Source organism: Streptomyces sp. NPDC001933 (assembly GCF_042890955.1).
Classification (GTDB): domain Bacteria; phylum Actinomycetota; class Actinomycetes; order Streptomycetales; family Streptomycetaceae; genus Streptomyces.
In genome coordinates this window covers 1-14,096 of record NZ_JBIASS010000058.1, presented here as the reverse complement: position 1 = coordinate 14,096, position 14,096 = coordinate 1, and the positions used below count along the sequence as shown (strand labels likewise).

Genomic DNA, 14,096 nt, shown 5'->3' with positions numbered 1-14,096 from the left:
GGCGTGGAGTAGTCCGCTGTGCGCGCCTGTGCTGGTCGGTAGAGGCTGGGGGTATGGATGGCAGGGTGCCCGCGCGGTCGGTCTGGAAGGGGGTGATTTCCTTCGGGATGGTGGTGCTGCCTGCGCGTCTGTACTCGGCCACTGCGGAGCACAAGGCCAGGTTCAGGGAGGTTCATTCCGTCGATTCAGGCCGGATCCGTCATAAACGCGTGTGCGAGCTGGAAGGCGGGGGCGAGGAGGTCCCTCATGAGAACGTGGGCCGGGCATTCGAGCTGCCGGATGGGCGGCTGGTGCCGCTGACGGACGAGGACCTGGATCATCTGCCGTTGCCGACTCGGCACGTCGCCGAGGTCCTTGGTTTCGTTCCGGGGACGGACATCGACCCGATCAGCTACGGACGGGCCTACTACGCCGCGCCGGACGGGCCGGCTGCGGACCGCCCGTATGTGCTGTTGACGGAGGTCCTGGCACGCACTGGGTACGTGGGCCTCTGCAAGATCGCCATTGGCCGCCGCGAGCGGCTGGCGGTGCTGCGGCCGAGACACGGAGTCCTGGTGTGCCAGACCCTGCTGTGGCAGGACGAGCTGCGCGATCCCGGCGACCTGGCTCCATCGACACCGGTGACGGACCAAGAGCTTCAGCTCGCCGAAACGCTGCTGTCTGAGTTGACCGGGATTGAGATGCGGGAACTGCACGACGAATACGGTCGCGCGCTGGAGCAGCTGGTGGACGCCAAGGTCGCGGGCGGCGAAGTTGAGACGCTGCCGGTACCCCAGCCGGCCGCCGACCTGCTTGCGGCCTTGGAGGAGAGCGTGCGAGCCGCGCGCACCTCCCGATCAGGTGAGGCTGACTAGCCAGTCGGCGGGCAGCGCGTACGCGCCCTCCGCCTGGACCGTCCGTGCGAGGTAGGAACGCCCGTCTGCGCGCTCATGAACTGAAGTCGCCTGGCCGGAAGGAAGGGCCGGTCTGCGACTGCGCAGCGGGGGCAGGGCGGCGCCCGGGCGGCATGACCCGCTCCAGGTCGTGTAGTACCCGCTGAGCCTCGCTGCGGACCTGGGCGGGGATATCGCCTTGCTCGACGACAAGGCGGGTGTAGATCGGGGTCTCCTGGAACACGGGCGAGGTCTGCTTTCTGGTGCGGGACAGCGAACGGGAGTCCGCGGCAGTGGTGCGCTGCCGCGTCGGCTGGTGGCCCGACGGGCGTTGGCCGAGGGCCGTCTACAGCTGGAGGTCGAGGCCGAACTGATTCAATCAGGTCGGTGAGGAGCTCCTGTGCGGACTCCCCCAGCGCCTCCTCCTTGCCGACGGGGGTCAGCGTCGTGGCCACCGGCTGGATGCGGCGCGGGCGGCGCGCGTAATCGGGAATGCTCATGAAACCCCCACACTCGGAGACGACCACTGCCAGCGAACCTGCCGGTGCGGCGGCAGCGATGGCAGCGGTCAGATGCATAGCGCTGTCCGCCCGGAGCCGGCGCGCCAGCTCGACGGCGATGGCAGCAAGATCCCGGCAGCATTCCCCCACAAAATCCTGATGCAGGAGAAGTCCTTTTCGGGCGCCTCACCCAGGGGTCCTTCCCGTATGCCCTTCCAGAACAGGTTGACCGCCAGCACGGCACTGCCCTGACGGCGACGTCGTCGTGCAGAGCGAGGACCTCGGACGCTGGGTGAACGCGCAGCGGTTCGGATGGGAGCAGCTGCTGGCTGTACAGCAGTGGATCCTGGAGAACACCCTCGGGCTCCAGGCGGCCGAGGAGGACGAGCGGCCGGTGAAGCAGACGCAGGATGCGAAGTGGGCGGCCAACCTGGCGGCGGCATGGCAGTTCCACGCCCGTGAAGTACCTGCCGGTCAGGTGCGGAAGCGGGAGAGCCAGCTGCCGGCCTTCTTTGCGGCGGCCTGTTCCTCGGCCTTCTGGCGCAGGTGAGCGGCTTCTCCGCACTGCCCAATCGCATTGGGAATCCGGCTTCCGCTTGTACTCGCCTTTCAGCGGCGGGTGACGGTGTAGCCGGCGTCATTGACCGCGCGCGTCCACGTGTCGCGGTCGAACCACTTGGCGATGTCCGGCTGCATGTCGGTGATGGTGCGCATCCGGGCCTCCCAGTCGTGGCCGGCCGGACCGCGGCTGCCGTCGCAGCCGGTGCAGCCGTCCTCGCCGTGGATGTGGCCAGCCATCCAGGCGTTGACCGCCACGTTGACGATGACGCCGTACAGGTCGCCGCCGCTCTGTGCCAGGGCGTCCGGGACTCCGGCGAGGACCACCGCCAGTTCGGGGTTTCCGACAGGCGGCATCGGTGCGTGCCCGGCGCCCTCTGCCTCGCTGCTCTCTTCGAAGGAATGTGTGCTGTGGGCGAGTCGGTCGGCGAATGCAGGGGCGTCGAAGTACCGCCAGGCGGAGCCCACCTGGATATCAAGCCGTTCTGCCACGGTGTTGATGTTCTTCTCGATGGTGTCCTCAACGGTTGACGGCGCGCGGGTCACCCTTCGGTGAGCCAGCTCCGCGAGCGTCTGGGCAACGGCTTCCTTGAACGCCTTCGTGTTCCGCACTACCGCATCGTAGGCGTGCTGGATCAGCCGCTGAGCGGTTTCACCCGCATTCGACAGGCAACGACGCACAGTTTGGGGGGTGTTGTCCGTGGCGGCTGCGACCATCCGATCATGCCCATCAGCCGGGAGTACGCACGCTCCCTCTTCGCGGACCTGACGCAGAGCGCCATGGTCCCGCTGGATCCTGACGAGCTCCTCCACATACCGGGGCTGGCGCAGCACGGCCACGTCTTCTTCGGCGACATAGCGGTGCGCTGCTATAAGACGGTGTCCTACGTGGTGAGTCGGGCCAGTCGTTTGTAGCAGCAGAGGGCGGCGGCGAGTCCGAGAAAGGCCAGGTAGTTGCGAGGGCGGCGTTCGTAACGGTGGTTGAGCCGGCGGGAAGTCGCCGTTCCTGACCGCTGTGAGCATGTACGGCGCCACCACCTTGTCAAGATGCCACTTGTCGCCGGGGCGGGGACATCGGCGGCGCAGCGCGTTGGCGTAGGGCTGCCCGAACTTCAGACACCACCGGCGGATCGTCTCGTAGGACACGATGACGCCGCGCTGCAGCATCAACTCCTCCACCTCACGGAATGACAACGGGAAGCGGAAGTACAGCCACACGCAGTGGGAGATCACCTCGACCGGGTACCGGTGCCCCTTGTACGACGGCGGCGTACTGCCCACGGACAACCCCCTCCACCGTGATCAACCGGAAGATCATCCCACCCGGTCAGCCAACGTGACAGTGCCCATTCGAGCGTCACGGCCGAAATGGATCAGCCTTGCTCGAACACCCTTTCCGCACCTACGCGGTCACCCGCCACATCGACCACAGGTCTGCCTACACGGCACCCGACCTGCCGGGAACTTCACGCTTTGCGCACCCAGAACAAACCCGTGAACAACCCCGGCCAGGGTCGACGAAGCACATAGGGGCACCCCCAGCAGCACTCGGCAAACCGGAGGTGCCGACCGTCCGGTGGGGACGGCTCAAACGGTGAGGTTGCGCAGCCGCGCCAGGACGGTTTGCCGCTCCTCGGTGTCTTCGCTCCAGCCCTGTGCCCAGTCGAGCGCCGAGCCTCCCCCCGACTCCCGCAGGTGCGGGTCGGCTCCATGACACAGCAGCAGCTCGACGAGGGGCAGGTTCGCCTTGGCAGTGGCTGCGGCAAGTGGCAGTCCGCTGCGCCACCCCCGGGATTCGGCGTTGGGCGAGGCCCCGGCCGTCAGGAGCAGCTCAGCGCAATGGTTTTCGCCTTGGACGGTGGCGAGATAGAGCGGTGTGGCTCCGTCAGGGTCGCGGGTGTCGGGATCGGCCCCTTGGGCGAGGAGCCGCTGGAGAAGGCCGACGTGTCCGTCACCGGCAGCCGCGGCAAGACGCTTCGGTAGCTTCTTACGCTTTCTATTGTTCACGTGTTTCCACGGGCGCGGGGCCTACCGCCTGGAGCTGCGGAAGGTGCAGTGGTGCGCCCGGTACCCCTTTCCATACTTCTTGCTGATCTGGGCCTGTACATCTCGCTGGGCGGCCTGTTCGGCCTCCGACTTGCTCTTCCCCTTTCCGGTGCCCTTGAGCTGCTTGTCGCCGTGGTCTCCACTTCCAATCCTCTCGACACCACAGACGGCGGTGGAGTACCACGTCTTGGGCTTGGCCATGGTGGCGTCGGAGGCTTTGGCGGTTCCTGTGAGGGCGAGCAGGGCACATGCCGCTGCTGCGGTCCAGCAGGCGATGGACTTCTTCACGGTGCCTCGCTTTCGGTTGGTGGGGTGGGCGTGGTAGCGCCCGGCGGACACGATGGCATGCGCAGAGGATGGGATTGTGCGGCCGTTCAAGGCTGGAGTTGACGCGCGGAACGGTTCTTCGCCCATCGTCACGGGGGTGGGCGACTCTTGCGGGGCGTGGTGGTTTCACACCTTTGCGTGAGGTGGACCGAGGGGCCGTTTGCAAGGGCCGCAAGCGGGGACTGGCCGTGGAATGCGGGGCGTTCCCGGCACGGCTCGGGAAACACGAACCGTTCCGTGAACTGATCGCGGGGGTCGAGGCAGCACTCGATCTGCGTGCGCACCGGGCAGGGACACTTGCCCGCCAGGCCTCATACCTCCACCAGCGGACCGCAGGCCGGATCGGGAGCCTCACCCGGCTGATCCGCCAAGCAGCGATCACCAGCATTCTCGATGGCACTGAACGCATCACCAGAACATCTCTGGGAGCCATCCGTCTGGACCACCTCGCCGAAACCAACGACACCACCCGAGGCCGCTGACCCAACCCCTCTGACCAGGCAGAACACCCCTGACCAGCAAAAACACGGACGTGCCATTAGACGCGGACACCCATCTGCGACAACGCCAGGCAATCTCACCGAAGTTGACACAACACCAGGCCAGACCACCTACCACCCCGCCCGAAACCACCCCGAATGATTCTCACTCAACTTGCAACACCCCAGCCCCCCCACCCACCCACCCCAACCCGCACCAAAGCTGAATATCACTTTTCCGTCGGTGCACTGTCGGTTTTTCCGCAGTGTGCTCCGGACCGACCCTGGAGCTGCCATTCACGGGGCGTCATACCGTAGGCCGCGCGAAAGACCCGGCTGAAATGACTGGGACTCACAAAACCCCAGCGCTGGGCGACTGTCGCCACCCCCACCTCCCTGGCCATGGGCCGGAGGAGTTCCCGGCGGCACCGTTCAAGTCGCTGCGTCCGGATCCAGCCGCCCACGGTCGTGCCTTCAAGCTGAAACAGCTTGTGCAGGTAGCGGACCGACATGAAGTGCGCTTCGGCAATCCTGGACGGTGACAGGTCTGGATCACCGAGGTTGCGCATGACGTGGTCCTTCACACGCTCAAGAGAGGCGGCGGCGACATGCGAGCCCTCGGAGGTAGAGCGTCCGCGGCGCTCGTCGATGAGCAGCACCATCAGATCGAGCGCGGTGGCGGCGACCCGGCGGCCGACGCTGTCGTCGAAGCCCTCGGCTTCGCGCGCCAGGCGCGCAAGAAAGGTCGCCACGAGTGCGGCGCTGCCCTCCTCGCTGGTGAAGGTGGTGGCAGTCAATGAGCCTTTTCCAACCTCATACATGTACTGCTCATCGGCCTGCGGGCGGCTGAACCGATCTGTAGCGGGAGCGTGACCAGCAGATCCGCAGTCGGTCCCGGCGGCCCAGACGCTCCGCCGAGCATGGTCAGCGGCGCTGACAGCGGGGTTAGAAAGGGCTTAGCTCTCCGGCAGTTCCCATGAGGCGAACCAGTGGGGGAACGGTCCGGCCGAGGGCGGGAAGGCGAACGGCGGGGTGCGGTCGGTGAGCAGGCGCAGCACGAACTCGCCGGTGCCGCAGTCGAAGCGCTGCCACTCACCGCCCACGTACTGCACCAGAACCGGCCAGTCGTCGGGATCGGCCGGTCCGGTCAGCCAGTGGAAGGTCAGCTCCTGCTCGGAGGTCCCCCATATGAGCACGCCGCCGGGCGCGGGGTGGACCGGGTATGGCCTGTACAGGTCGGCGTACCGCGCCATGTCCTGGCCCCAGGAGACTAGATCCGTGCCCAGCACACCCGGCACCAGCAGGTCCAGGTACTCGTCGAAGCTGCCCGGGCCGAAGGCGTCGACGATGTCCTTGTAGTCACCGGGCAGCGCGGTGCCCAGCGCTGCCTCCGTCGCGGCCCAGTCGACGCCGCACCGATCGGGCTCCGTCCGCCCGGTGGCCTCCCGCAGCAACGCCGCCCACCCGGCACCGGGCGGGCGGGTGAACGCGCGCCGGGCGAGGACCACGACGCGGCGCGGGCCATCAGCGGTGGCCGTCACGCCGTATCCGAACCAGTGCTCGGCCAGCACCCACCCGCGCAGTTCCAGCAGCCCGCCCTTCCCGCCGATGGGGAGCCCACCCTCCCCGCCCACCGGCGGACCGTCGGGCACCCCTGCCGCCCTACCCCCGACGACCCACGCACTTACCGGCAGACCCGCCCCGTCAATCACGTCCGCAGCGACGCGCTCCAACTCGGCCATATCCTCCGCGTCACTGGGCACACAGACATGTCCTGCCCCATGAATGGGCAGCGGGCAGTGCAATTCGGGCGCGCGCCAGGCGTCGTTTAGACGGGCGCGCAGAGCTGAAGCGTCCACGCGGCCAAGTGAACAGCACGGCACTGACATTGAGCCTTTTCAACCGGCATCAGCAGTACGCTGTTGGGCTCATAACAGGATGAAGCCCCTGGTGGGTGGGTTTTCAGCCAAGATCACCAGTCTGTCAGGAGCTTCCGCGTGCTTGTCTACCCGTCCGGTATCGACCTGTCCAGCCGCACTCTGCAGCACCTATCCGGTCTCCTCGCAGGCCACCGGCGACGGATCGGCTCTCGCTGGCGTCGCCTGACCTGTGGCCGGCAGGCCGTGCTCGTCCTGGCCCACCTGCGCTGCGGCGACACCTACGCCCGCCTCGCAGCAGGTTTCCGCGTCGGGATCGCGACGGTCCACCGGTACATACGCGAGGCCGTGGACCTCCTGGCCGCTCTCGCGCCCACGCTGGATCAGGCCATAGCGACGGTCCGGAAGAAGGCTTACGTGATCCTCGACGGCACCGTACTGCCGATCGACCGCATCGCCGCCGACCGCCCGTACTACTCGGGGAAGAAGAAGCACCACGGGATGAACGTGCAGGTCCTCGCGGATCCAGCCGGCCGCCTGATCTGGGCCTCGGACGCGCTACCCGGAGCCGTGCACGATCTGACCGCGGCCCGGACCCACGGCATTCCCGCCGCTCTCGCCGCTGACGACGTCGCATCGTCTCGGACGGCCTCAAGAGGGTTCTGCGTGACAGTCGTTAGGTCCGTGAGTCAGCTGGTGTCTGCGTACACGGGAACGTGCTCAGCTAGGTACGGGGGAACGTACCCAGCAGCCGCGCGTCCGCAAAACTCGGATTCCGGGTCCGGCCGCCTGGGCTCACGGGATGATGAGGACCTTGCCCCGGGTCCGGCCCACTTGGCTGAGACGGTGGACGTCGGCGAGGTCGGACAGGGGACGCGATGAGCTGATGTCGATGCAGACTGTGCCCGCGTCGACGAGGTCCACAAGCGCCCTCAGGTCCGCCACATCGTTGCGGGCGACCATGTGCCTCGCGCTCACGCCGGCGTCGAGAGGAGGTTCGATCGGGGTTGCGATCGACACGATCCGCCCTCCCTGCCGCACCAGAGGAGTCAGAGCCGTGGCGTCCTGCGGGCTCAGCGGCACCAGGTTGAGCAGGATGTCCACCGGGCCGTCAAGCGCGGTGCTCACCGGTCGAGCGGTGTAGTCGATGACGTGGTCCGCCCCCTGTCGCAGGACCGCCTCGGTACTCCGGGCACCAGCCGTGGCGATCACCTCGGCCCCCGCGTACTTGGCAAGCTGTGTGACAAAGCCTCCGACGCCGCCACCCGCGCCGTTGACCAGCACCCGCTGGCCCGGGGCCGTCTTTCCGTGCTCGAACACCGCCTGCCACGCGGTCAGGCCGGCGACAGGAAGCGCTGCGGCGTGAGCGAGCGGGATGGACTTCGGTGCCGCGGTCAGCGCGGCGGCGGGCGCCCGGACGTATTCGGCAGCCGCACCGCCGCCGTCGAGCCGTCCGATGACACGGTCGCCCACGGCGAACCCCTCCGCCCCTGCGCCGATCTCGGCCACGGTGCCGGCGACGTCCCAGCCGAGCGCGTAGGGCAAGTCCACGGGGAGGAACGCCTGTAGCAGTCCGGCACGCAACGCAGCCTCGGTGGGATTGAACGAGCTGGCGGCGACACGGATGAGCACTTCACCGGAGTCGGGGTGCGGACGCGGAACATCGTCGTAGTGGATCACGGAGGCATCGCCGAACTCGTGGATGCGTGCGGTCTTCATCGTCGTCATGCCGTGAATCTACGAGGGAGGATGAGGACGAGCCATGCGCAAAGACTTCCCCATTCATACGCGATCGTCTCGCGCTCTACGCTCGGGGCATGGATGTACTGAGCGATGTGGTCGCGGTGACGCGGACCGGTCGACCCCGGTCGGCATATGTGCGATGGCATGCCCCGTGGGGACAGGAGTTCTCCTCCGTACCAGGGTCGGCGGGCTTCCAGGTGGTCCTGCAGGGCTCCTGCTGGCTCCTGCCCGAGGACGCCGAACCCGTCCGGCTGGGCACGGGAGACGTGGTGTTCCTGCCGCACGGCAAAGGGCACATCCTGGCCGACAGCCCCGAGACCCCGGTGGCGACCCCTGCCTGCGACCCCGACGACCCGGAACCGTACGACGCCTACGCATCGGACAGCGTCGATAGGAGCGGAGACGGCAGTCCGGTCACCGTATTGCTCTGCGGGGCCTATCAGCTCGATCCGTCCCGCGCCCACCCGCTGTTGCTGTCCCTCCCGGATCTGATCCACCTGCCCGCGCACCCGGGCCGCCGTGCCGAGTTGGGCTTGGCGGTGAAGCTGCTCGCCGCCGAGCTGGAGACCCCGAGCCTGGGCACGGACGCGGCCGTCCCCGCACTCCTGGACACACTGCTGCTCTACATCCTGCGCATCTGGTTCGACGAACGGCCCCTGAGAGGGGGCCACACCACCGGATGGGCCGCCGCGCTGAACGACCCGCCGGTCACCGCGGCCCTCCACGCCATCCACCGTGACCCGGCGGCACCGTGGACAGTGGCGAAGCTTGCCGCGGAAGCTGGGCTCTCCAGGGCACCCTTCGCCAAGCGCTTCGCTCGGCTGGTCGGCCAGCCACCCCTGGCCTACCTGACCTGGTGGCGGATGACCACGGCAGCACGACTGCTACGGACATCGGACGCGCCGCTGAGATCGGTCGCCGCCCAAGTGGGCTACACGTCCGAGTACGCCTTCGCCCACACGTTCAAACGCGCGCACGGCACCCCGCCCGGAACCTACCGCCGGAAGGGCTGACCCGCAGCGGCCACACCTGAGCACGTTCAGTCGTACGCGGCTGGGTACGTTCCCGTGTACGCCGACAGCTCTGGAGGATGCCGCCTGGGGCACCAGGGGCTGGTCGCGGGAGAGCGGGGTCATAGACAGTCGTTGGTGACGTCCCAGCAGGTCTCTTCCGGGAAGGGGTCCTCGCTCTGTGACGGAGAGGGGGTGTAGATCGGCGGCGGAGGTTCGTAGACGGTCGGCTCCCGATGGGATGGCTGCGGCCCGGGTCTGTTGGAAGGCTGCTTGCTTCTGGCCGGGGCCGGAGGCGTGGCTCGGGAGGTGCTGCCGGGCGGGGCGTGGTCTGCCGGACTTGATGCCGACTTGTCTGGGGAGGCTGCCTTTGTGGCTGGGGTGCTGGGTGCGGGGGTCGGGGGTGTGCTGGTTTTTGTTGACGGGGTTGGTTTGTGTGTCGTGGGTGTGTGTGGCTTGGTGGTGTCCTTGTCGGGGGACAGGGATATCCCTGTTACGGCGGCTGTGACGAGAAGGATTACGGCACTTGCCCCGAGCACCAGCTTTGGCCGCCGGTGAAGGGGTGCCGCCCGCGCGGGGGTGGTTTCTTCCTCTGCCGGCTTCGAGGCCTTTGGTTGCGGGGGAGCCGGGTCGCTGTCGTCCGTTGAGGGATCCGGCGTCGCTGCCGTGGCAGCAGCGTGTGTGGCTGTCGGCGCCGACACGGCGGATGCCCCGTCCGTTCCGGTCCAGGAACGCTCTTGCGGGACCCTGCCGGGACGTGCCCCGGCAGGTGGACCGCCGTCCTTGCCCTCCATGGCAGTGGCACTGAGAGGTTCTTCCATGCTGTGCGCGGGCACGCCCGCCGCCGGTCTGGCGGAAACGGCGGCGGCGGAATTCTCGGTCTCGACAGCCAGGCGACGGCGGGCTTTCACCCACGCGCGCACCATGTCCTCGTCACCGCCGCAGGCCCGGACGAAGGAAGCCAGTAGCTGCTCCCTGGGGAGTTCCGGCCGGTTCAGGACGCCGGCGAGCGTGGCGCGTGGCAGCACGTCCCCCGCGGCATCGGCTTGGCGCTCCAGTTGCCGGTAGCTGAGTCCCGCCCACAGACGTAACTGCCGCATTGCTGCCACGAACTGGGCGGGATCCGTCACATCTGCTGGCTGGGGTAATCCGTCGTCTGCCGTCGCACCCCGGTGGTTTTGTCTGAGCTCCGTCACCTTCAGCAGCTTAGACGTCGTCTCGATTGGCTATCGGGCCGTGATCACAGCTCGCACCACTCACCCAGTTCGTCAGGCGAACCCTCCTGGATGAAGTTGCGCAGGAGTGCCCATGCGCGATCGACAGCCAGGACGAAGTTGCCACTGATCACAGCCAGGTCGTCCATGATCGGCACTTGAACCACGGAATCTGCTGCCGCAGTACCATCGCCGACGAGAAGGGATGACCGACCGGCATCGTCGAGCAGATGGATGACCGCTTGATCATCTTGGAAGCCCAGGGTCAGCAGGGGAAACTCACTGCCCGGCAGTCGGACTTCGAGGTAACCCTGGCCGCCAGAGCGCAGTGCGTTGAAGTGAGCGGACAGGACCGCTAGGTCCGTGCATCGCTCGATCGCGGAGAGCCGGCCCGATTCCAAGGCGGTTGCCGTCCATTGCACGCTCATCCCTGCACCTCCTGTTTCCTGGTCATGCTCGGGGGCTCCAAGGATGTCCTGATCGGTTGACAGGACAATCCGAGAGTGCGGCGCCCTGTGGGGCAGGAGGCTCTCCGCTGTCGCGCGATGTCGTTCAGATCGCCGGAACAAGGCCTTCTCCGGGGCGCTCGCGCCGGCTGCTGTCGCAGTGGCGGTCAACGCTTGGTCACCGACGGCGCTTGGGCCCGGGGCCTGGATGTCCGGGCTCGGCGTCGATTCGCGGGCTCAGGCTGCCGAGGCCTTGACGCCGCCCTTGCCCCGGTAGTCCGGGGTCTGCGTCTTCTTCTGGGACTGCTTGTGCTGCCCGGTAGGCGTCGTGGCGGTGGTTGTCTTCTTCTGGTCCCGGAGCTTGGCGACCCGGTCGGTGACGCAGGTGTCGTACCCGCCGCACTCGGTACGAGCCTGCTGATACAGCGGGTCCGCGTTGGACTTCTTCGCCTTCTTCGTCGACTCCGCGATCGCCTTCGCGTTCTGGGTCTTGTGCTCGTTCGTCTGGCCGGTCTTGGCGGTCGTGGTCTTGTGGACGTCCGTGGTGCGGGGCTGGTCGCCCTTGGCGGTGGCTGCCTTCTTCTGGGCGCGGAGCTTGGCGGTGCGGTCGGTGACGCAGGTGTCGTACCCGCCGCACTCGGTACGAGCCTGCTGATACAGCGGGTCCGCGTTCGACTCCTTGGCCTTCTTCGTCGACTCCGCGACCGCCTTCGCGTTCTGCTTGCGCAGCCTGTCGGTGCGGTCGGTGACGCAGGTGTCGTACCCGCCGCACTCGGTACGAGCCTGCTGGTACAGCGGGTCCGCGTTCGACTCCTTGGCCTTCTTCGTCGAGTCCGCGACCGCCTTCGCGTTCTGCTTGCGCAGCCTGTCGGTGCGGTCGGTGACGCAGGTGTCGTACCCGCCGCACTCGGTACGAGCCTGCTGGTACAGCGGGTCCGCGTTCGACTCCTTGGCCTTCTTCGTCGAGTCCGCGACCGCCTTCGCGTTCTGCTTGCGCAGCTTGTCGGTGCGGTCGGTGACGCAGGTGTCGTACCCGCCGCACTCGGTACGAGCCTGCTGGTAGAACGGGTCCGCGTTGGACTTGTCGGCGACCGCTTTCGCGGTGTCGAGCGCCTTTTGGGACTTGATCAGCTCAGGACCGACCTCGCGGGTGGCGTCCTGAGTGAATCCCTTGGAGGTGTCGAAGCTGCGGAAGAGGACCTCGATGCCGTTGTTGTCCTTGATCTCGTTGTAGTCGTCGATGATCCGTTTCGCCAGAGCCGGGTCCTTGCGTGCCTGCTCCAGCAGCTGCTGGTTCCTGCGGTCCAGGTGGGCCGCGTAGTCCTGGCTGATGCCGTCGGCAATGACCCCAGCGATGGCGTCAGCCATCTGGTTGGTGCCCGTGCTGCCCCGGAACCCGGCCTTCGGTGTCTTGAGACTGCTCCACCCCTTCCAGGACATCGCGGGGTCCGTCGTGCCGGTAGTTCCCTTCGGCGTCACCGTGGGCCCGGTCACGGTCGTGCTCTTGCTCCCCTTCGGCGTGACCGTGGGCCTGGTCGCAGTCGTGCTCTTGCTCCCCTTCGGCGTGACCGTGGGCCTGGTCGCAGTCGTGCTCTTGCTCCCCTTCGGCGTCACCGTGGGCCCTGTCGCAGTCGTGCCCTTGGTCCCCTTCGGCGTGATCGTGGGCCCGGTCGTGTTCTTGCTCCCCTTCGATGTGGTCGTCGGGTTGGTGGAGCCCGGTCCCTTGGGAGGCTGCTTCGGGTCGCGCGGTGTCGTCCGCGTGCCGCCGGTGTCGCTGTCGTCGTCCGGCGGTCCCTGGAGCCGGCGGTGCTCGGCCTCGGCCTCGGCCAGGTTCGCACGGGCCGTGTTCAGCTGCCGCAGCTTCTCCCGGCGGTCCGGACGGGACTTCTTCGTCTCTTCCTCAAGACTGGTGATCTTGTTCCTGAGGTCGCTGATCTTCGTCTCGAGGCCCTGGATCCTCGCCGCCACGCGTTCCGCGTCCGGCTGGGTTTCCATGAGCGTCCGGTACCGCTTGGCCACGTCCTTTTCCTGCTTGCGGGCTGCTTCCCGGTCGCTCTCGAGCTTCTCCCGCTCGGCGAGGGTCTGGGCCCGGTCGATCTTCTGATTCAGATCGTGGATCTCGTTCCCGAGCTCGGTGAGCTGCCGCCGCAGCCTGTCGGGAGTCTCCTGCGACCGCCGTTTGAATTCCTCTACGTCCTGCGCCAATTTCGGCAGGTCGTCCTTGAACGAGAAGCCGGAGATGCCCCTTTCCAAGAAGCGCTTGGCGACGATCTGCCGGGCAAGCTTCCACTTGTAGTACGGGTCGTGACCGTCCAGCGCGGCCGCGACCCAGGCCTCGTACATCTGCCACTGCAGCCTGTCCCAGCGGCTGGGCTCACGACCGGAGTCCGAGGCCGGGCTCGGCGGGGGCGGCGCGGCCGACGCCGTCGCCGCCGGCCCCACCAAGGAGAAGCCGACCACGGCGATGACGGCCACCAGCGCCATCCGCACGGACACCGGCCAGCGGCGGGGCTCACGAGCCAGCCACCAGCCGGCCCCTCTCCCCCGGCGGGAAACGGTCTTACGCAAAGAGACGTTCACGGGATTCCTCCTGAGACACGGGGCGCCGGGCGGCCGAACCCGCCGCGGCTTCGCATTCCGGGCCTCACCCCGCGGTCATGAACCGCTGGAGGAAGCCCCCGCACCGGACGCCGTCGAACGGCTGCGGAGCGGTACGAGAAGCGTCACGGGGCCACCCACCCCCGCACAACAGACCAAGACGTCCGGGACAGTCCGGGCCTGTCCGCGCTGGTCAAGGGCCCTGTCCGTGGATCGCAGTCGCGGGATCCGAAGGGGGGCAGCCGGGGTCCGGACGGACCCGGACTGTCCGGGCCGCCGCAAGATCTGGCGGGACCGCTGCTGCGCCGGAACGGCTTGCCGCCTGCCACGGCTAGTAGGGCTTGGTCATGTTGGTGCGGGGTCTGGCATGTCGCGGTGACAAGTGGGGCAGGCGCCGGTCCAGGTCGCGATGAGTATCTGCAGCTC

General features: G+C 67.6%; 11 protein-coding genes and 3 pseudogenes. 5 read left to right on the top strand and 9 right to left on the bottom strand.

The features are described from left to right. Positions 1–53 precede the first annotated feature (53 nt). Positions 54–854, top strand: a complete 801-nt coding sequence (locus ACFYY7_RS43735) for a Ku protein (protein ID WP_388671521.1) — start codon at positions 54–56, stop codon at positions 852–854. A 783-nt stretch (positions 855–1,637) separates the two neighbouring features. Next, positions 1,638–1,922 carry a hypothetical protein gene (locus ACFYY7_RS43730; protein ID WP_388671518.1) on the top strand — a complete coding sequence of 95 codons (285 nt, stop codon included), beginning with the start codon at positions 1,638–1,640 and terminating at the stop codon, positions 1,920–1,922. Between the two features lie 892 nt (positions 1,923–2,814). Here ACFYY7_RS43730 and ACFYY7_RS43725 read toward each other — a convergent pair. The 4 genes and pseudogenes from ACFYY7_RS43725 to ACFYY7_RS43710 form a co-directional block, all read right to left on the bottom strand. Continuing rightward, positions 2,815–2,970: pseudogene (locus tag ACFYY7_RS43725) on the bottom strand (IS5/IS1182 family transposase); the annotation flags it as partial. Further along, a pseudogene (locus ACFYY7_RS43720) lies at positions 2,963–3,211 on the bottom strand (IS6 family transposase); the annotation flags it as partial. The pseudogenes ACFYY7_RS43725 and ACFYY7_RS43720, both read right to left, overlap by 8 nt. 306 nt (positions 3,212–3,517) lie before the next feature. Further along, positions 3,518–3,937, bottom strand: a complete 420-nt coding sequence (locus ACFYY7_RS43715) for an ankyrin repeat domain-containing protein (RefSeq protein ID WP_351268444.1) — start codon at positions 3,935–3,937, stop codon at positions 3,518–3,520. 21 nt (positions 3,938–3,958) lie between these two features. Next, positions 3,959–4,315: a hypothetical protein gene (locus tag ACFYY7_RS43710; protein WP_388671515.1), complete on the bottom strand. Its 357-nt coding sequence runs from the start codon at positions 4,313–4,315 to the stop codon at positions 3,959–3,961. Between the two features lie 131 nt (positions 4,316–4,446). Here ACFYY7_RS43710 and ACFYY7_RS43705 point away from each other — a divergent pair, with 131 nt between their 5' ends. Next, on the top strand, positions 4,447–4,785 hold the full coding sequence (locus ACFYY7_RS43705) for a hypothetical protein (protein ID WP_388671512.1): 339 nt from the start codon (positions 4,447–4,449) through the stop codon (positions 4,783–4,785). A gap of 227 nt (positions 4,786–5,012) precedes the next feature. Here the strand turns inward: ACFYY7_RS43705 and ACFYY7_RS43700 are convergent, their stop codons facing one another. Continuing rightward, positions 5,013–5,603: a helix-turn-helix transcriptional regulator gene (locus tag ACFYY7_RS43700; protein WP_388671509.1), complete on the bottom strand. Its 591-nt coding sequence runs from the start codon at positions 5,601–5,603 to the stop codon at positions 5,013–5,015. A 135-nt stretch (positions 5,604–5,738) separates the two neighbouring features. Continuing rightward, the gene (locus ACFYY7_RS43695) at positions 5,739–6,416 is read right to left on the bottom strand and encodes a hypothetical protein (RefSeq protein ID WP_388671506.1); all 678 of its coding nucleotides are present in this window, start codon (positions 6,414–6,416) and stop codon (positions 5,739–5,741) included. A 363-nt stretch (positions 6,417–6,779) separates the two neighbouring features. Here ACFYY7_RS43695 and ACFYY7_RS43690 point away from each other — a divergent pair. Beyond that, positions 6,780–7,430: pseudogene (locus tag ACFYY7_RS43690) on the top strand (transposase family protein); the annotation flags it as partial. A gap of 24 nt (positions 7,431–7,454) precedes the next feature. On the opposite strand, the gene ACFYY7_RS43685 reads toward ACFYY7_RS43690, so the two are convergent. Next, positions 7,455–8,378, bottom strand: coding sequence for an NADP-dependent oxidoreductase (locus ACFYY7_RS43685; RefSeq protein WP_388671503.1), 924 nt, complete (start codon positions 8,376–8,378; stop codon positions 7,455–7,457). Between the two features lie 98 nt (positions 8,379–8,476). Here ACFYY7_RS43685 and ACFYY7_RS43680 point away from each other — a divergent pair, with 98 nt between their 5' ends. After that, positions 8,477–9,415: an AraC family transcriptional regulator gene (locus ACFYY7_RS43680; RefSeq protein ID WP_388671500.1), complete on the top strand. Its 939-nt coding sequence runs from the start codon at positions 8,477–8,479 to the stop codon at positions 9,413–9,415. Positions 9,416–10,652: 1,237 nt separating this feature from the next. Here ACFYY7_RS43680 and ACFYY7_RS43675 read toward each other — a convergent pair. After that, positions 10,653–11,054: a hypothetical protein gene (locus ACFYY7_RS43675; RefSeq protein ID WP_388671497.1), complete on the bottom strand. Its 402-nt coding sequence runs from the start codon at positions 11,052–11,054 to the stop codon at positions 10,653–10,655. A gap of 255 nt (positions 11,055–11,309) precedes the next feature. Beyond that, the gene (locus ACFYY7_RS43670) at positions 11,310–13,652 is read right to left on the bottom strand and encodes a hypothetical protein (protein WP_388671494.1); all 2,343 of its coding nucleotides are present in this window, start codon (positions 13,650–13,652) and stop codon (positions 11,310–11,312) included. Positions 13,653–14,096 lie beyond the last annotated feature (444 nt).

Bases quoted from the DNA above. Each gene is read 5' to 3' on its own strand.
- ACFYY7_RS43735 (WP_388671521.1), top strand. From the start codon at position 54: ATGGATGGCAGGGTGCCCGCGCGGTCGGTCTGGAAGGGGGTGATTTCC.
- ACFYY7_RS43685 (WP_388671503.1), bottom strand. From the start codon at position 8,378: ATGAAGACCGCACGCATCCACGAGTTCGGCGATGCCTCCGTGATCCAC.
- ACFYY7_RS43700 (WP_388671509.1), bottom strand. From the start codon at position 5,603: ATGTATGAGGTTGGAAAAGGCTCATTGACTGCCACCACCTTCACCAGC.
- ACFYY7_RS43680 (WP_388671500.1), top strand. From the start codon at position 8,477: ATGGATGTACTGAGCGATGTGGTCGCGGTGACGCGGACCGGTCGACCC.
- ACFYY7_RS43675 (WP_388671497.1), bottom strand. From the start codon at position 11,054: ATGAGCGTGCAATGGACGGCAACCGCCTTGGAATCGGGCCGGCTCTCC.